General features: G+C 73.0%; 17 protein-coding genes and 1 riboswitch. Of the genes, 9 read left to right on the top strand and 8 right to left on the bottom strand.

Going from position 1 to position 16309, the window contains the following annotated elements; translation table 11 throughout:
* Positions 1-198 precede the first annotated feature (198 nt).
* A complete protein-coding gene (locus RM779_RS05160; RefSeq protein ID WP_311616218.1) occupies positions 199-864 on the top strand; it encodes a pentapeptide repeat-containing protein in 666 nt (221 codons plus the stop codon).
* 86 nt (positions 865-950) lie between these two features.
* Here RM779_RS05160 and RM779_RS05155 read toward each other — a convergent pair whose 3' ends face one another.
* Positions 951-1526 (bottom strand): TerD family protein, encoded by a 576-nt coding sequence (locus RM779_RS05155; protein ID WP_311616216.1) that lies wholly within the window; start codon positions 1524-1526, stop codon positions 951-953.
* Between the two features lie 151 nt (positions 1527-1677).
* On the opposite strand from RM779_RS05155, the gene arfB reads away from it, so the two are divergent.
* Positions 1678-2109, top strand: coding sequence for an alternative ribosome rescue aminoacyl-tRNA hydrolase ArfB (arfB, locus tag RM779_RS05150; protein ID WP_394813224.1), 432 nt, complete (start codon positions 1678-1680; stop codon positions 2107-2109).
* A gap of 31 nt (positions 2110-2140) precedes the next feature.
* Here the strand turns inward: arfB and RM779_RS05145 are convergent, their stop codons facing one another.
* On the bottom strand, positions 2141-2641 hold the full coding sequence (locus RM779_RS05145; RefSeq protein ID WP_394813223.1) for a flavin reductase family protein: 501 nt from the start codon (positions 2639-2641) through the stop codon (positions 2141-2143).
* A gap of 273 nt (positions 2642-2914) precedes the next feature.
* Here RM779_RS05145 and cdgB point away from each other — a divergent pair, with 273 nt between their 5' ends.
* Together cdgB and RM779_RS05135 are read left to right on the top strand one after the other, a co-directional pair.
* Positions 2915-4519 carry a diguanylate cyclase CdgB gene (cdgB, locus tag RM779_RS05140; protein WP_311616210.1) on the top strand — a complete coding sequence of 535 codons (1605 nt, stop codon included), beginning with the start codon at positions 2915-2917 and terminating at the stop codon, positions 4517-4519.
* A 99-nt stretch (positions 4520-4618) separates the two neighbouring features.
* Positions 4619-5551: a carbohydrate-binding protein gene (locus RM779_RS05135; RefSeq protein ID WP_311616209.1), complete on the top strand. Its 933-nt coding sequence runs from the start codon at positions 4619-4621 to the stop codon at positions 5549-5551.
* On the opposite strand, the gene RM779_RS05130 is transcribed toward RM779_RS05135, so the two are convergent.
* Genes RM779_RS05130 through RM779_RS05115 form a run of 4 tightly spaced genes read right to left on the bottom strand, consistent with a single transcriptional unit; the run spans position 5529 to position 9531 of the window.
* On the bottom strand, positions 5529-6398 hold the full coding sequence (locus RM779_RS05130) for a class II fructose-bisphosphate aldolase (RefSeq protein ID WP_311616208.1): 870 nt from the start codon (positions 6396-6398) through the stop codon (positions 5529-5531). The genes RM779_RS05135 and RM779_RS05130 overlap by 23 nt on opposite strands.
* Complete coding sequence (gene nagA / locus RM779_RS05125; RefSeq protein ID WP_311616206.1) at positions 6395-7537, bottom strand: N-acetylglucosamine-6-phosphate deacetylase; 1143 nt, start codon at positions 7535-7537, stop codon at positions 6395-6397. Before nagA ends, RM779_RS05130 begins: the two co-directional genes overlap by 4 nt.
* The gene (locus tag RM779_RS05120) at positions 7534-8493 is read right to left on the bottom strand and encodes an ROK family protein (RefSeq protein WP_311616205.1); all 960 of its coding nucleotides are present in this window, start codon (positions 8491-8493) and stop codon (positions 7534-7536) included. Before RM779_RS05120 ends, nagA begins: the two co-directional genes overlap by 4 nt.
* 51 nt (positions 8494-8544) lie before the next feature.
* A complete protein-coding gene (locus RM779_RS05115) occupies positions 8545-9531 on the bottom strand; it encodes an SIS domain-containing protein (RefSeq protein WP_311616203.1) in 987 nt (328 codons plus the stop codon).
* Between the two features lie 87 nt (positions 9532-9618).
* Between RM779_RS05115 and RM779_RS05110 the strand changes: the two genes are divergently transcribed.
* Entirely contained in the window at positions 9619-9912 is a 294-nt protein-coding gene (locus RM779_RS05110) for a DUF3263 domain-containing protein (RefSeq protein ID WP_311616202.1), read from the top strand.
* A 10-nt stretch (positions 9913-9922) separates the two neighbouring features.
* Positions 9923-10753, top strand: a complete 831-nt coding sequence (otsB, locus tag RM779_RS05105; RefSeq protein ID WP_311616200.1) for a trehalose-phosphatase — start codon at positions 9923-9925, stop codon at positions 10751-10753.
* Between the two features lie 31 nt (positions 10754-10784).
* Here the strand turns inward: otsB and RM779_RS05100 are convergent, their stop codons facing one another.
* Complete coding sequence (locus tag RM779_RS05100) at positions 10785-12245, bottom strand: alpha,alpha-trehalose-phosphate synthase (UDP-forming) (RefSeq protein ID WP_311616198.1); 1461 nt, start codon at positions 12243-12245, stop codon at positions 10785-10787.
* A 62-nt stretch (positions 12246-12307) separates the two neighbouring features.
* Complete coding sequence (locus tag RM779_RS05095) at positions 12308-13273, bottom strand: glucosyl-3-phosphoglycerate synthase (RefSeq protein ID WP_311616197.1); 966 nt, start codon at positions 13271-13273, stop codon at positions 12308-12310.
* A gap of 227 nt (positions 13274-13500) precedes the next feature.
* Positions 13501-13638, top strand: a riboswitch (SAM riboswitch).
* A 16-nt stretch (positions 13639-13654) separates the two neighbouring features.
* Here RM779_RS05095 and thrC point away from each other — a divergent pair.
* The 3 genes from thrC (at position 13655) to RM779_RS05080 (ending at position 15854) form a co-directional block, all read left to right on the top strand.
* The gene (thrC, locus tag RM779_RS05090) at positions 13655-14953 is read left to right on the top strand and encodes a threonine synthase (protein WP_311616196.1); all 1299 of its coding nucleotides are present in this window, start codon (positions 13655-13657) and stop codon (positions 14951-14953) included.
* Positions 14950-15225, top strand: coding sequence for a MoaD/ThiS family protein (locus RM779_RS05085; protein WP_311616195.1), 276 nt, complete (start codon positions 14950-14952; stop codon positions 15223-15225). Before thrC ends, RM779_RS05085 begins: the two co-directional genes overlap by 4 nt.
* 425 nt (positions 15226-15650) lie before the next feature.
* Complete coding sequence (locus tag RM779_RS05080) at positions 15651-15854, top strand: cold-shock protein (protein ID WP_010035953.1); 204 nt, start codon at positions 15651-15653, stop codon at positions 15852-15854.
* Positions 15855-16309 lie beyond the last annotated feature (455 nt).

Genomic DNA, 16309 nt, shown 5'->3' with positions numbered 1-16309 from the left:
CGGACCTGCCCGGGGGGCGGGTTCCGGGTCGGGTATTTCCTCGTAGCGCAGGTTCTCGGGCGGGCCGAAGGCGTGCAGGTGGATCGCGCGCATGGGCGTACTCCTCGTTCGGTGCGGGCACGCCCCAGCCTCCGACTTCAAGCTCTCTTGAAGTCAAGGGGTGGGGCGGCTGTCAGTGGCAGGGGCGAGGATGGGCCCATGGCGCGACGAAACGCGGTGAAGCGGCCGAAGCCGCCGGTCTACTCCCTGCCTGAGCTGCACCCCTTCGGTGCGGACGGCCTGGCGCCCGAGGGCGACTACGACGGTATGGAGTTCACCGGCCTCGACCTGAGCGGCGCGGACGCGCCGGGGGCGCACTTCCTGGACTGCGCGCTGCGGGACTGTGTGCTGGACGAGGCCGGGCTGAAGCGCGCCAGGATCGTCGACAGCCTCCTGGCGGGCGTCCGCGGCGTGGGCACGGTGCTTTCCGAGGCGCAGCTGCGGGACGTGGAGATACAGGACGGCCGGCTGGGCGGGGTGCAGCTCGGCGGCGCCAAGCTCGACCGGGTGCTGGTGCGCGGCGGGAAGATCGACTATCTGAACCTTCGGCAGGCCAGGCTGACCGACGTCGCCTTCGTGGGCTGTGTGCTGGTCGAGCCGGACTTCGGCGGGGCGCGGTGCGAGCGGGTGTCGTTCGAGGACTGCGAGCTGCGCGGAGCCGACTTCCACGCGGCGACGCTGCGCGATGTGGATTTGCGCGGCGCGGTGCACCTGGAGCTGGCCCGGGGCGTGGACCGGCTGTCCGGCGCGGTGATCAGCCCCGCCCAGCTGTTCGACCTGGCCCCCCGGCTCGCGGCCGAGCTGGGCCTGCGCGTGGAGAGCTGACCGCGGCGGGGCCCGACGGCCCGCGCACGCGAAGCGGCCGGCGCCCCCGTGGGGCCGCCGGCCGCTCACCGATCCCGGAGGCGTCCTCAGATGTTGACGCCGAAGTCCTGCGCGATGCCCGCCAGGCCGGAGGCGTAGCCCTGGCCGACCGCGCGGAACTTCCACTCCGCGCCGCTGCGGTACAGCTCGCCGAAGACCATGGCGGTCTCGGTGGAGGCGTCCTCGGTCAGGTCGTAGCGGGCGATCTCGGTGCCGCCCGCCTGGTTCATCACGCGGATGAACGCGTTCCGCACCTGGCCGAAGTTCTGACCGCGGTTGTCGGCGTCGTGGATCGACACCGGGAACACGATCTTGTCCAGCTCCGCGGGCAGACCCGCGAGGTTGACGTTGATCTGCTCGTCGTCGCCCTCGCCCTCACCCGTCAGGTTGTCCCCGGTGTGCTGGATCGTCCCGTCGGGCGTGGCCAGGTTGTTGTAGAAGATGAAGTGCTGGTCCGACACGATCTTGCCGGACGCGTCGACTCCGAGGGCGCTCGCGTCCAGGTCGAAGTCGGCACCCGTGGTGGTGCGCACGTCCCAGCCGAGGCCAACCGTGACGGCGGTCAGGCCGGGCGCCTCCTTGCTCAGCGAGACGTTGCCACCCTTGGACAGGCTCACACCCATGTAGATCCCCTTATTCGTTTCGCGCAGGGTCGCCTTTGCGATGACGTTACTCTCACTGCCCCCAACGATGTGAGGGGGTGGCCCGGTTCCATGCACATCCGCCGGAAAAACCGGCGTGCGGTGCGCGGCCGACCGGGGGAACATGGAACGCATGTCCGGTCCGTATGTCATCCGCGGCTCGGTCTCCCTGCCGGAGTCCGAGCTCCGCTGGCGTTTCTCGCGCTCCTCGGGGCCGGGCGGGCAGCACGTCAACACCAGTGACACCCAGGTCGAGGTGCTGTTCGACCTCGCCGCCACCCGGGCGCTCCCCGAGGTGTGGAAGGAGCGGGCGCTCGACCGGCTCGCCGGGCGGCTGACCGGCGGGGTGCTGAGCGTCCGGGCCACCGAGCACCGTTCCCAGTGGCGCAACCGCGAGACCGCGGCCAGGCGCCTGGCCGGGCTGCTCGCCGAGGCGTCGGCGCCGCCGCCGGCCGCCCGCAGGGCGCGGCGCGTGCCGCGCGGCGTGACCGAGCGGCGGCTCGCGGACAAGCGGCGCCGCGCCGATCTGAAGCGCGGGCGCTCGCGGAACCAGGGCTGGGATTAGGCCCTGTTCAAGTGGTGTCGTTCGCGAAAGTTCAGGCCAGGTGCCGGTAGCCGGCTCGGTAGTAGAGCAGCGGGCCGCCGGGGGCGGCGGGGACGGCGGCGTCGAGGACCCGGGCGATCACGAGCGTGTGATCACCGGCGGCCACCCGCTGCTCGGTGGCGCACTCGATGGTCGCGAGCGCCCCCTTGAGCAACGGCGCACCGGTTTTCTCGCCGAGGACGTGCGGGACCTCCTGGAACAGCAGCCGGTCGCTCAGCCGCCCCTTCATCGCGAACCGGCCCGCCAGGCTTCTGTGTTCCTCGGACAGCAGGGAGGCGGCCCACAGCGGCTGACGTTCCAGCACCTCGTCCATGCGGGAGCCGGTGCGCACGCTCACCAGCACGAGCGGGGGGTCGAGGGACACGGACATGAAGGCCGTCGCGGTCATCCCGGCGGGCGCGCCGCGCGGCCCCTCCTCCTCGTCGTGGGCCGTCACCAGCACCACGCCGGCGGCGAGCCGCGCAAGGGCGCCGCGGAACTCCTCCTCGCTCACCCCCACAGGATGCCCTTCGGGACGCGGAACGGACTCGGTCTGTTGCGCAGATAGGGACACGAACGAAACGGTACGGTCCGGCGGGGCGCACGTGCATCGGCCCAGGGAACCAGAGTTGGGCCCCACGTCGTCCTACGTCCCGCGACCGAGCACTTTCGCAGTGTGACATGAATCACAGTAGGCAACTAATTGCTGACCCTGTGTACCTAGTGGGCAGCTCCCTGTGATTCAGTGGCCTGTGTATCTGCACGTGCATTTCGCGCCGGGGGAGTGATGGAAACGGAGACGGAGCCATATGTGCGCCTCGCCTCGCTGCGGGAGCTGCACCAGGTCGTCGCTCAGCTGAACACCGCCCGCAGCATGGCGGATACCTTGCAGACCATCGCGGACGGCGCCGTCGCCGCACTCGGATTCGAGCTGGCCGCCGTCAACCTCGTCAGAACCGACGGCGACCTCCTCGTCGCCGCCGTCGCCGGGAGTGACAAGGCGGAGGCCGCGATCGCCGGCCGGACCGGCTCACGCGAGTCCTGGGAGCGGCGGCTTGCCATGGGGGAGCGCTGGGGCGAGCTCCGCTTCATTCCGTACACCGAGGGCTGGGTCCTCGACCACGACGACGTGCCACAGTGGCACACCACGGGTCCTGCGCCCCGTTATCCCGAAGAGTGGCACCCGATGGACCGACTCTTCGCACCCATGTACGCATCGGACGGGGAGCTGCTCGCGGTCCTGGAGGTCGACCGCCCGCGCAACGGCCGCCGCCCGGGGACCTGGGGCTGCGAGGCGCTCCAGCTGTACGCCTCGCAGGCCGCGATAGCCATCAGCAACGCCCGTCTGCGCGGCAACATGCAGCGCGCCCTCATCCGTCTCGAACGGGAGCAGCAGGCGCTGCGGGCCAGCGAGGAGAGCTTCCGGCAGGCGTTCGAGTACGCGCCGAGCGGCATGGCCATCGCCGAGGTGGGCGGCGAGAACCACGGGCGGCTGATCAAGGTCAACGACGCGCTGTGCCGGCTGCTCGGCCGCTCGGGCCCCGTGCTGCGCCGGTACAGCTTCTCCGACCTCGTCCACCCCGAGGACACCGGTGTGCTGCTGCGGACGGCGGCCGAGGGTGGCCGCGCCGAGCTGCGGCTCGCCCGCCGCGACGGCTCGTACGTGTGGGTCTCCCTGCGGAACTCGGTGGTCGCGGACGCCGCGGACGGCCCGCAGGTGCAGCTGACGCACGTCGAGGACATAGAGGAGCGCAAGCGCCACGAGCTGGCGCTCGCCCACCGGGCCAGCCACGACTCGCTCACCGGCCTGCCGAACAGCGCGGAGCTGCGCGCCCGGCTCGGCAGCCGGATATGCGCCACCGCGCCGGACCGGTGGGACGTGACTCCCGTCACGGGCCGCGCCACGGACGCGTTCGCGGGGATCGGCACGCCGCCGCCGCGCCCGTACGACTACCACGAGCACGTGTACACCCCCGAACTGCCCGGCGGGGATGGCAAGGGTCTGGCCGTTCTCTTCTGTGATCTCGACGGTTTCAAGTCCATAAATGACCGTTTCGGCCATGTCTGCGGTGACGCGGTGCTGGTCGAGGTCGCCCGGCGCCTCGAACAGGGGGTGCGCGACAAGGACACCGTCGCGCGGCTCGGCGGCGACGAGTTCGTGGTGCTGGCCGAGGGCCTGGGCCAGGCCGAGGCGTCCGACCTGGCCGTCCGCCTGCGCAACGCCATCATCCCGCCCATCCGCGTCGAGGGCAGGGGCGTGCGGGTCGGGGCGAGCTTCGGCATCGGCTGGGCGGCGTGCGGGATGACGACCGAAGAGGTACTGGAATCGGCCGACCAGCGCATGTACGTGGAGAAGCGCTCCAGGTCACAGGGCAGGCGGCGCGCGGGCTGAACGGGCGCGGCCGCAAGCGGTCGGTCCGTTCATCCGAACGGGGTAGGCTCGCGCCCGTAGCCAGGTGGGGGAAGCGCGGTAACGAAGGAGCAGCAGTCGATGAGTGCGGGGCACAACGGCAGGGGCACGCCCGATGAGGGCGACGACGACCCGTTCGCCTACCTCTATCGACCCGAAGGCGGCCAGGCGCAGGGGCAGCCCCGCCCGGCCCCGCGGCAGCCGTCCTACAACCAGGTCCGCCCGGTGGGGGAGCGTACCTTCGGTGGCCAGCAAGGCTACCGCCAGCCTCCGGCACAGCAGCCGCAGCACCGTCCCGACGCCTACTACGCGGCCCCCGAGACCCAGGCGGGCGGCGTGCCGCCGCAGGGCGGCCCGCCGGGACGGCGCCGCACCGACCAGGAGCCGCGCCGCAACGGGCTGCTGATCGGCGCCATCGCCGTGGTCGTCGCCGTCGTGCTCGGCATCGGCGCGGCCATCCTGCTCAGCGGGGACGACGACGAGTCGCCCGGCGCGGACGGCGGCGCCACGCCGACCGGGCCGGAGGAGGAGGACGGCGGCGGCGGGGACGACGAGCCCACGGACGAGCCCACCGACGAGGAGACCGAGCCCGAAGGGCTGCCGGCCGCCGAGCTGGCGGACGTCCAGCTCGGCAACGGCGCCGCGCTGGCCTCCGACATCCCGGGGGCGCGCTCCGCGGACGGTCAGTACATCTCCATACAGGGGAAGCCCAACTCGTCCGTCACCTGGACCTTCGACTTCACCGGCGAGCCCGGCACGTACCGCTTCTACACCGGCTACGCGACCATCACGGACGGCCAGAGCATGGCGTTCTCGGTGAACGGCACACCGCGCAACGACCCGGTCGACATGCAGGACTACGCGACCGCGAGCGACGAGTGGGACACCAGCTGGGTGAGCACCTACAACCTGGTCGAGCTGAACGAGGGCCAGAACACGGTGCAGATGACCTGCTCCGGCCCCTGCGACGTCGTCATCGACCAGCTGAGCATCACGGAGAACACGGACCAGTGAGCCCGCCGCGCGTGCCGTCGAGCACGCGCAGCAGCCGCTCCACCGTCTCCGTCATCGCCGCCCGCCCCGCCGCGAGCCAGCGGCGGGGGTCCACCCCCTCGGGGTCCGCCGCCAGGCGGTCGCGGACCGCGCCGGTCAGCGACACGTTGAGCGCGGTCCCCACGTTGATCTTGGTCAGGCCCGCGGCCACGCCGCGCCGCAGCTCCGCATCCGGCACCCCGGAGGAGCCGTGCAGCACCAGCGGCACGCCCAGCGCCGCGCGCAGCCGCGCTATCAGCGCGTGGTCGAGCGCCGCCGTCCGCCGCGTCATGGCGTGGCTGCTGCCCACGGCGACGGCCAGCGCGTCCACGCCCGTGTCCCGCACGTACTCCGCCGCCTCGGCCGGGTCGGTCCGCACCCCCGGGGTGTGCGCGTCGCCCGGCTTGCCGCCGATGCGGCCCAGCTCCGCCTCGACCAGCAGCCCGTGCCGGTGCGCGAAGCGCACGGCCGCCGCCGTGGCCGCCACGTTCCCGGCGTAGGGCAGCCGCGAGCCGTCGAACATCACCGAGCCGAAACCCGCCGCGGGCGCCGCCCGCAGCAGCGCTTCGTCCGTCACGTGGTCCAGGTGCAGCGCGAGCGCCGCCCCGCTGCCGCGCGCCAGCGCGGTCAGCGCGGCGGCCAGCGGTTCGAGCCGGCCGTGGTGGGCCACCGCGTTCTGCGACACCTGGAGCACGGCGGGCGCGCCGGCCGCGGCGGCCCCGGCGGCGACCGCCTGGGCGTGCTCCAGGGTGATCACGTTGAACGCGGCGACCGCCCGGCCGCCGCCGTGCGCGTCGGCCAGCAGGTCGGCACAGCGCACCAGGGTCACGGGTGCACCAGCCAGTCGCCCTTGCGCATGACGCCCCTGACCTCGAAGTCGCTGTCGAGCACGACCAGATCCGCGTCCTTGCCCTCCTCGATGGACCCGACGCGGTCGTCGATGCCCAGCAGCCGCGCCGGGGTCGAGGACAGCGCCCGCGCCGCGTCGGCGACCGGCAGCCCGTCCACCGTGACCGCGCGCCGCAGGGCGCGGTCCTGGGTCAGCGTGGAACCGGCGATGGCGCCGCCCTCGGCCAGCCGCGCGACGCCGCCCGTCACCTCGACCTCCAGCGGGCCGAGCGGGTAGCGCCCGTCGCCCATGCCCGCCGCGCCCATCGCGTCGGTGATGAACGCCACCCGGTCGGGGCCCGCCGTGCGGAAGGCGAGCCTGAGCACCGAGGGGTGCAGGTGGTGGCCGTCGTTGACCAGCTCGACGGCGATCCGTTCGTCTTCGAGCAGCGCCGCGATCGGCCCGGGCGAGCGGTGCGCGAGCGGCGGCATCGCGTTGAACAGGTGGGTGGCGACGGTCGCGCCCGCGTCGATGGCGCGGCGCGTCGTCTCGTACGTCGCGTCGGTGTGCCCGACCGCCGCGATGACCCCGCTGTCGCACAGCAGCCGCACCGCGTCGATGCCGCCGGGGCGTTCCGGCGCGAGGGTCAGCATCCGCGCGGTGCCGCGGGCCGCGTCGATCAGCTTGCGCACGTCCGCCGGGTCCGGGTCGCGCAGCAGGGTCGGGTCGTGCGCGCCGCAGCGGTTCTCGGCGATGAACGGGCCCTCGAAGTGGATGCCGGCCAGGTCGCCCTGTTCCACCAGCTCCGACAGCGCCCCCGCCTGCCTGGCCAGGTCGCCCAGGTCGCCGGTGACGGTGGAGGCGACCATGGTGGTGGTGCCGCGGGCACGGTGGGTGGCGATGACGGTCAGCGCCTCCTCGGCGGTGCCGGCGGAGAACGATGCCCCGCCGCCGCCGTGCAGGTGGAGGTCCACGAAGCCGGGCAGAATCCAGTGCCCCGGCAGGTCGGTCACCACCGCCCCTTCCGTCTCGCCCCTGCGGCCCGCGGCGAACCGCGTGCCCTCGACCGTGACCCGGCCGCTGTCGACGACCCCGGCGGGCCGTACCACCTTTGCTCCGGTGAGCACGGTGCACTTCATGATCGGGAAACCTCCGCAGACGTGGGGAGCTGGCAGTGGTCCCAGGCGAGCAGGCCCGCGCCCAGGCAGCCGGCGGCGTCTCCGAGCGCCGCCGGAAGGATCGGTGGGATGCGCTGGAAGGTGGCCTTCGCCGCGAGGGCGGCGCGCAGCGGAACGAGCAGCGTCTCGCCCGCCTCGGCCAGGCCGCCGCCGACGATGACGACGGCCGGGTCGAGCAGGCAGACGCCGGTGAGCAGGCCGTCGGCCAGGCCGTCCACCGCGTCCCGCCACAGCGATTCGGCCCGCGGGTCGCCCGCGGCCACGGCCCTGGCGGCGTCGGCGGCGGTCGCGCCCGGCAGGCCGGCCGCGGTGGCCCAGGCACGGCCGACGGCGGCGGCCGAGGCGACCGTCTCAAGACAGCCGTACTGCCCGCAGCCGCACCGGGCACCGCCGGGGCGCACGACGATGTGGCCGATCTCCCCCGCGCCGCCGTGCGCGCCTGGCTCCATGCGCCCGTCGATGCCGATGGCCCCGGCGATGCCGGTGCCGAGCGCGACGAAGAGGAACCGGCCGTGTCCCGCTCCGGCCCCGACGAGCCCCTCGGCCAGGCCGCCGGCGCGCACGTCGTGGCTGACGCCGACGGGGACGCCGCCGAGCCGTTCGCTCAGCAGCCGCCGCAGCGGAACGTCGCGCCAGCCGAGGTTGGCCGACCAGACGGCCGTGCCCGTCCGTTCGTCCACGATGCCGGGCACGACGACGCCCGCGGCGGCGGGCGGGCCGCCGAAGCGGTCGATGCCGGTGGCCCGCAACTCCTCGGCGAAGTCCAGGATTCCGGCCACCACGGCATCGGGTCCGCCGGTGCCCGCGGTGGGCCGGCGTGCCTGGTGCAGCGGCTCGTTGTCCCGCCCCGTCAGTGCGGCTTTCAGCACGGTGCCGCCCACGTCGAGGGCGAGCACGTAGTTCTCCTGGAGACTCACAGGCGCAAGTCTCGCCCGAGACGGGGGAAGAGGTCTAGTCCACTACTGGGGTCACTGTGAAAGGATGACCGAGCGAGTGAGGTTCCGCGGCCGGTCCGGGTCGAGGCCGCGGGCCCGCGCGACCGCCACCGCGAGGCGCTGCGCCCGCACCAGATCCGCCATCGGGTCCTCGCCCTCCGGGGTCGCCACCAGCAGCCCGCCCGCCGCCGCCACGTCCGCCCGCAGGCCATCCGGCGGCGCGCCGAACACCCATACCGCGCGCCCCGGTTCCGCGATGGACACCGGCCCGTGCCGGTACTCCATCGCCGGGTAGCCCTCCGTCCAGGCACCGGCCGACTCCCGCAGCTTCAGCGCCGCTTCGAGCGCCAGACCGCAGGTCCAGCCCCGGCCGAGGAACGTCCACTGGCCGGCCCCCGTCACCTCCGCGGGCAGCGGGTCCGCCACCGCCGCCTCGGCGTCGCGGGCCGCCTCGGCCACCGTCCGCACGCCCGCGGGCAGCGGCCCCGCGGCTTCGAGCCCGGCCCGCAGGAACGCCAGCGCGCTGGTCGCGAACCGCGTCTGCACGACCGACTCCTCGTCCGCGTAGTCGAGCACCGCCACGTGCGCCGCGACCCGGAGCACAGGCGCCGCCGGGTCCGCGGTGACCGCGAGCACCGGCACGTCCCCGCGGCCCGCCCGCAACGCGCCCAGCAGATCCAGGACTTCCGTCGTCGTTCCCGACCTGGTGAGCGCCACGACCCGGTCGTAGCGCCGCCCGGCGGGGAACTCGGAGGCGGCGAACGCGTCCGTCTCGCCCTGCCCCGCCGCCTCGCGCAGCGCCGCGTACGCCTGCGCCATGAACCACGACGTGCCGCAGCCGGTCACGGCGACCCGCTCGCCCGGCCGCGGCAGCGCGCCCGCGAAGCCGGCCGGGCGCGTGCGGGCCACGTCCTGCGCGGCGCGCCGCCAGCACGCGGGCTGCGTGGCGATCTCCCGCGCGGTGCGGGAGGTTTCGAGGTTTTCGAGGTTTTCGAGGGATTCGGTGGATTCGGGAGACATGGGGGCGACTCCTCGCTCGGCGAAAGGGGGCGGTGCTCGGATCGATACTCACCGAAGGCTGTCCGAGCCGGCGAATAAAATGTCCGGATGAACGGGGCGAGCGGTGAGCGGGGGCGGGCGGACGAAGCGAGCGGGGAGCCGGGCGTTCCCGGGCGGGCCGGTCTCTCCGACCGCGACCGCGCGGTCCTCGCCGTCGAGCGCCGGTCGTGGCCGGGGCCCGGCGCCAAGGAGCGCGCGATCCGCGAGCGCCTCGGCATGTCCCCCACCCGCTACTACCAGCTGCTGAACGCCCTGCTGGACGACCCGCGGGCCCTCGCCCACGACCCGGTGACCGTCAACCGCCTCAGGAGGCTGCGCGAGGCGCGCCGCGGGCGCCGGTAAAGTCATGTACATGGGCAGCCTTCCCGTACCCACGACGGACGCCGGCCGCGCCGGCCTCGCCACCCTCCTCGACCGCCCCGACCGGGCCCTGATCGCCGCCGACTTCGACGGCACCCTGGCCCCCATCGTCCCCGACCCCGAGCAGGCGAGGCCGCACCCCGACGCCCTGCCCGCGCTCGCCGCGCTCGCCGGGCGGGTCGCGGTCCTCGCCATCATCACCGGCCGCCCCGCGGACGTGGCCGTCCGCCTCGGCGGCTTCGCCGACCACCCCGGACTCGCCGGGATGGTCGTTCTCGGCGCGTACGGCGCGGAGCGCTGGGAGGCCGCCACCGGCCGCCTGACCGCCCCGCCCCCGCACGCGGGCGTCGCCGCCGCGCGCGCCGAGCTGCCGGGTCTTGTCGCGGAGAGCGGCGCGTTCATCGAGGACAAGGGCAACGCGCTGGCCGTCCACACCCGCCGCGCCGCCGACCCGGCCGGCGCGTTCGCCGCGCTGCGCGGGCCGGTCGGGGAGCTGGCCGCGCGGCACGGTCTTGCCCTGGAGCCGGGCCGCCTGGTGCTGGAGATGCGCCCGCCCGGTATGGACAAGGGCGCCGCGCTGACCGCGCTGGCCCGCGAGACGGCCGCCGCGTCCGTGCTGTACGCGGGGGACGACCTCGGCGACCTGGCCGCGTTCGGGGCCGTCGCGGAGCTGCGCGACTCGGGCGTCGCGGGGCTGCGGGTGTGCAGCGGCAGTGCGGAGGTCACCGAGCTGACCGCGGCCACGGACCTCACGGTCGACGGGCCGCACGGCGTCGCGGCCCTGTTCGCTGAGCTGGCCGCCCGCCTGCCCGCCGCCTCCTGACCGGGCGCACGACGGCGCGGGGCCCGGCGGCTCAGGCCGGGTCGAGCGCCGCCAGCTGTTCGAGGAACCAGGTCTGCGGCGGCAGCGCGGTGGCCGCCGCGGACAGGCGCTTGGTGCGCCGGTCCCGTTCGTCCGCGTCCATCGACAGGGCCAGGTGCAGGGCCTCGGCGGTGCCCGCGATGTCGTACGGGTTGACCAGCAGGGCGTCCTCGCCCAGCTCGGCGGCGGCGCCCGCCTCCGTGGACAGCACCAGGGCACAGCCCCGCTCGGAGACCACCGGGATCTCCTTGGCCACCAGATTCATCCCGTCCTTGATCGGGTTCACCAGGGCCACGTCCGCCATCCGGTAGGCGGCGAGTGAACGCGCGAAGTCGTCCTTGACGTGCAGTACCACGGGCGTCCAGCCGTCCGTCGCGAACGCCGCGTTGATCTCCTCGGCGACCCGGGAGACCTCGGCGGTGTAGTCGCGGTAGACGGCCAGGTCCTGCCGGGAGGGGTAGGCGAACGCCACGTGCGTGACCTGCCCACGCCACTGCGGCCGGTCGGTCAGCAGGCGGCGGAAGGCGAACAGGCCGCGCACGATGTTCTTCGACAGCTCCGTGCGGTCCACCCGCACGATCGTCCGCGCGTCCCCGACCTGCGCGCGCAGCGCCGCGAGCCGCTCGTCGACGTCGGGACGCGACGCCCGCTCGCGCAGGAACTCGGCATCGGCGCCGAGGCCGTGTACGCCCAGTCGGGTGATGCGGCCCTCGTGGTGGATGTCCTGCCCGTCGATCCGGGCGCCCAGCAGGTCGGCGCAGCAGTCGGCGAACGCGCGCGCCCAGCGCGGGGTGTGGAACGCGGCCCGGTCGGCGCCCAGGATGCCGAGCAGCAGGCGGCGGGCGACGGCGTCGGGGAGCACGCGGAACAGGTCGGGCGGCGCCCACGGGGTGTGCGTGAAGTGCCCGATGCGCAGGTCGGGCCGCCGGTCCCGCAGCAGCGCGGGGACCAGCGACAGGTGGTAGTCCTGCACGAGGACGGCCGCGCCCGGCGCCGCCTCGGCGGCCAGCGCCTCGGCGAAGGCCGCGTTGTACGTCTCGTAGTCGGCCCACTGCGCCTCGAAGGCGGCGTCGAAGACGGGCTCGAACGGCGTCTGGTACAGCAGGTGATGGACGAACCACAGCACGGAGTTGGCGATGCCGTTGTACGCGGCGTCGAACGTGCCGTCCGGAATGTCCAGCATCCGCACCGCCTGGCCGCCGGTGTCCGCCGGGTCGAGGCGTGCGCCGGAGCGCGCCACGGCGGCGCGGTCGCCCTCGCCGAGCGCGGCGCACACCCAGGTGCCGGTGCCCGGGGTGAGCGTGCTGAGCCCGGACACCAGGCCGCCGCCGCCGCGCTTCGCGGTCAGGGAGCCGTCGGCGCCGAGGCTGAAGCTCACCGGGCCGCGGTTGGACGCGACCAGGACCTGCCCCGGCCGGCCGGGGGACTGTGCTCGGTGCTCGTCGTGAGTCACGCGCGGTAACTAGCCATTCGGATCACTTCCCAAACGTGTGCCCTGCCACAGGAGTCCGGAGGCTATGCGGCCTGGCGGGCGGCGTACTCGGGGATGGTGGCCATCGGAGGGCGTTCCTCCGCGTTGATCGGGTGCGTCAGCGGCGTGAAGCCGCCGTCGTCGGTGCGTTCGAACTGGGTCAGGCCGAGACGGATCGGCATGACGGAGCCCGGCAGACGGCTCTGCGCCGTCCGCATGATCGCGGTCGCCATGCGGCCGAGCGCCTGCCCGTCCTGGTGCCGGTGCTTGCGCACGCCCACATCGACCTGGCCGAGTGCGTCGAGGCCCGCCAGGTTCAGCGTGTCGATGAGCATGCCCAGCTCCACGCCGTACCCGACGGGGAACGGCAGCTGTTCGAGCAGGGAACGGCGCGCCGCGTACTCGCCGCCGAGCGGCTGGACCACGCCGGCCAGCAGGGGCCAGTGCAGGTTGAGCAGGGGGCGGGCGACCAGCTCGGTCACCCGGCCGCCCTGGCGGGCGCCGGACGGGTTGTCGCCGAGCGGGCGGTCGTACATGGCCTTGACCAGCTGGACGTCCGGCTCGGTGAGCAGGGGGCCGAGAATGCCGGAGACGAACCGGGAGTCGAAGTCCCGCAGGTCGGCATCGACGAAACAGATGATCTCGCCGCTGGCGGCCAGCAGGGACCGCCACAGCACCTCGCCCTTGCCGGGAACGGTCGGGACCCGCGGCAGTATCTCGTCGCGGTGCACGACCTTCGCCCCGGCCGCCGCGGCGACCTCCGAGGTGCGGTCGGTGGACCCGGAGTCCACCACCATCAGCTCGTCGATCAGCGGCGCGTCCTCCATCAGGTCGCGCCGGAGCGCCTCCACGATGGCCCCGACGGTCGCCTCCTCGTTCAGCGCGGGGAGTACCACGCTGATACTGCCTGCCGCCCCTGCTGCCCGCTTCGCGTGCAACAGCTGCGCCAGCGGGCGGTCAGCGGCGTCCCAGGACCGGCGGGCCAGCCACTCCTCTGCCTCTTCCAGCACGAATGTCGCTCCTGTCGCGTTCGGCCACATTTAACCTGTATGGCCGTATCTGCCCCTTCCTGGCGGGGTCCGAACCCGCCGGAACAGGTTTCTTGGGAGATTCTCCCGGTCTCCCGTCGTGTCTCGCGGATCGGACGGCCCGGGCCATTGTCGGGGCCGTCCGTTACAGTCTCGAACAGCGCAGGTGTCCTCCGCATATCGGGAGCCTGTTGCCCACAACTGCATACCGCTCATCCAGAGGGGCAGAGGGAACGGCCCGTAGAAGCCCCGGCAACCCTTCCGCCGGTCTCGCGACGATGCGAGGACCCGGTGGGGAAGGTGCCAATTCCGGCCTGTGGCGAGAGGCGCCGCAGGGAAGATGAGGAGGAGGGCCTCGTACCCATGTCTGTGCCGACCGCAACCGGCTCCGCGCACCACGTCACCACGACCGCCGATCTCGGCCCCGCCGCCGCGCTCTCCTGCCGGGAGTGCGGAGAGCGTTTCCCGCTCACCCCGGCGTTCGCTTGTGCATCCTGTTTCGGTCCCCTGGAGATCGCCTACGATCTGCCGCTCGGCGACCCCGAAGGGCTGCGCCGCCGGATCGCCTCGGGGCCCGCGAGCATCTGGCGTTACGCCCCGCTGCTCCCCGTGCCCGCCGACGTGGCGGACAAGCCGAATCTGAATCCGGGCTGGACCCCGCTCGTCAGGGCCGACCGGCTCGCCGCCGAACTGGGCGTCACCGGCGACCTGTACGTGAAGGACGACTCGGGCAACCCGACCCACTCGTTCAAGGACCGGGTCGTCGCGAACGCCGTCGAGGCCGCGCGCGCCTTCGGCTTCACCACGCTCTCCTGCTCCTCCACCGGCAATCTGGCCGGCGCCGTCGGCGCCGCCGCCGCGCGCGCCGGGCTGCGTTCCTGTGTCTTCATCCCGCACGACCTGGAGCAGGGCAAGGTCGTCATGGCCTCCGTCTACGGCGGCGACGTCGTCGGCATCGAGGGCACCTACGACGACGTGAACCGTTTCTGCAGCGAGCTGATCGGCGACCCGGCGGGCGAGGGCTGGGGATTTGTGAACGTGAACCTCCGCCCGTACTACGCGGAGGGCTCCAAGACCCTGGCCTACGAGATCTGTGAGCAACTCGGCTGGCGGCTGCCGGACCAGCTCGTCGTCCCGATCGCCTCCGGCTCCCAGCTCACCAAGATCGACAAGGGGCTGAAGGAGCTGATCGCGACCGGCCTGGTCGAGGACCGGCCCTACCGGATCTTCGGCGCCCAGGCCACCGGCTGCTCGCCGGTCTCGCAGGCGTACAAGGCGGGCCACGACGTGGTCAGGCCGGTGCGCCCGGACACCATCGCCAAATCGCTGGCCATCGGAAACCCGGCGGACGGCCCGTACGTGCTGGACATCGCGCGGCGCACCGGCGGGGCGGTGGAGGACGTCTCCGACGAGCAGGTCGTCGACGCGATCAAGCTGCTGGCCCGCACGGAAGGGATCTTCGCCGAGACCGCGGGCGGGGTCACCGTGGGCGTGACCGGGAAGCTGATCGAGGCGGGCCTCCTCGACCCGTCGCTGACGACGGTCGTCCTTAACACGGGCGACGGCCTGAAGACCTTGGACGCGGTGGCGCCGACCACCGGTCCGTCCGCGATCATCCGTCCCAACCTGGACTCGTTCCGAGAGGCTGGCCTCGCATCATGAGCGTTACTGTCCGAATCCCGACCATCCTGCGTACGTACACCGGCGGTCAGGCCGAGGTCGCCGCCGAGGGCGGAACGCTCCGGGAGGTCCTGGACGACCTTGAGCGCAACCACCAGGGCATAGCCGCCCGGGTGCTCGACGACGACGGAAAGCTGCGCCGTTTCGTGAACGTCTACGTGAACGACGACGACGTCCGTTTCGCCGATGGCCTGGGCACGGCGACTCCCGACGGCGCGGGTATCTCGATCATTCCGGCCGTGGCCGGCGGCTGACGGCGCACCTCCGAGGTCCGTCCGCCGCGACCGCCCCGCGCCCTACGGGTTCGGGGCGGTCGCGTGTGTCCGAGGACGCTAAAGTGGCGGTGTCCCCCCGGTCGTCCATGCCACTCGCATGTGAATTCACGACACTTCGCGCAAACAATGTGCGAAAAATCGGTGCACCAATTGTCGGGTTGGCGCTTTTGGCGACGGATGAAACGTTCAACTTTCAAGCGGTATGCGGTATTTGCCCGTTCTGGGTTGCCGAGAAATCTCTGCCCAATGGCCTGTTGCACTGGGCGTCCGTCCAGATACATTCAGCGGCGGTCGACGCGTTCCGGCGCACACCCCCCGACCGCCCGGGGGTGGGGTCTGAGAGGTCTGACCCGGGTCCGTGAAGTGCGGTCTCGTGAATGGGCCGGCAAAATGGGGAGTTAGGAATGGCTCAGGGCACCGTCAAGTGGTTCAACGCGGAGAAGGGCTACGGCTTCATCGCGGTAGACGGTGGTGCGGACGTGTTCGTCCACTACAGCGCGATCCAAATGGACGGCTACCGCACTCTGGAAGAGGGACAGCGGGTCGAGTTCGAGATCTCGCAGGGACAGAAAGGTCCACAAGCCGACATGGTCCGAGTGTCCGCCTGAACAGCCGACCGTACCGCGGCCTGGCGCAAGGGCCCGCACCCGATCCGGGTGCGGGCCCTTACTCGTGCCCGCTTCCCCGCTCCGTCCGCCCGTTCCCCCGCCCGTTCCCCCGCCCGGTCCGTGACCGTCTCCGTGTCCGTTTCCGCGGCGCTCTGCGCCCGTCTCGCGCCCGTTTCGGGCGTGCCGCGCCCCGTTGCCCGCCCCGGCGCTCCGCGCGGCTCCTGTGCGCCTCTGTGGCGCGCCGCCGCGGGCGCGGCGCTGACCTGGTTCGCTCCCCTGTCTGCTTGCACTCTCATGGCCAGAGTGCTAATCATGGCGTTAGCACTCTGAAGGTGAGAGTGACAAGCAAGGACCGGTTCGGTGAGGTCCACGGGTCGGGCGGCGCAAGGAGCCGCCGGTTCCGAGGCCGTCCGTCGCGGGCGCCAGCGCGGTCCGGAGCAATCCACCCCAGTCCT

Origin of the sequence: Streptomyces johnsoniae, from assembly GCF_031845565.1 — a bacterium.
GTDB classification, from domain to species: Bacteria; Actinomycetota; Actinomycetes; order Streptomycetales; family Streptomycetaceae; genus Streptomyces; species Streptomyces johnsoniae.
This window is presented reverse-complemented; position numbering and strand designations above follow the sequence as displayed.

Bases quoted from the DNA above. Each gene is read 5' to 3' on its own strand.
- RM779_RS05160 (WP_311616218.1), top strand. From the start codon at position 199: ATGGCGCGACGAAACGCGGTGAAGCGGCCGAAGCCGCCGGTCTACTCC.
- RM779_RS05155 (WP_311616216.1), bottom strand. From the start codon at position 1,526: ATGGGTGTGAGCCTGTCCAAGGGTGGCAACGTCTCGCTGAGCAAGGAG.
- arfB (WP_394813224.1), top strand. From the start codon at position 1,678: ATGTCCGGTCCGTATGTCATCCGCGGCTCGGTCTCCCTGCCGGAGTCC.
- cdgB (WP_311616210.1), top strand. From the start codon at position 2,915: ATGGAAACGGAGACGGAGCCATATGTGCGCCTCGCCTCGCTGCGGGAG.
- RM779_RS05135 (WP_311616209.1), top strand. From the start codon at position 4,619: ATGAGTGCGGGGCACAACGGCAGGGGCACGCCCGATGAGGGCGACGAC.
- nagA (WP_311616206.1), bottom strand. From the start codon at position 7,537: ATGAAGTGCACCGTGCTCACCGGAGCAAAGGTGGTACGGCCCGCCGGG.
- RM779_RS05115 (WP_311616203.1), bottom strand. From the start codon at position 9,531: ATGTCTCCCGAATCCACCGAATCCCTCGAAAACCTCGAAAACCTCGAA.
- RM779_RS05110 (WP_311616202.1), top strand. From the start codon at position 9,619: ATGAACGGGGCGAGCGGTGAGCGGGGGCGGGCGGACGAAGCGAGCGGG.
- otsB (WP_311616200.1), top strand. From the start codon at position 9,923: ATGGGCAGCCTTCCCGTACCCACGACGGACGCCGGCCGCGCCGGCCTC.
- thrC (WP_311616196.1), top strand. From the start codon at position 13,655: ATGTCTGTGCCGACCGCAACCGGCTCCGCGCACCACGTCACCACGACC.
- RM779_RS05085 (WP_311616195.1), top strand. From the start codon at position 14,950: ATGAGCGTTACTGTCCGAATCCCGACCATCCTGCGTACGTACACCGGC.
- RM779_RS05080 (WP_010035953.1), top strand. From the start codon at position 15,651: ATGGCTCAGGGCACCGTCAAGTGGTTCAACGCGGAGAAGGGCTACGGC.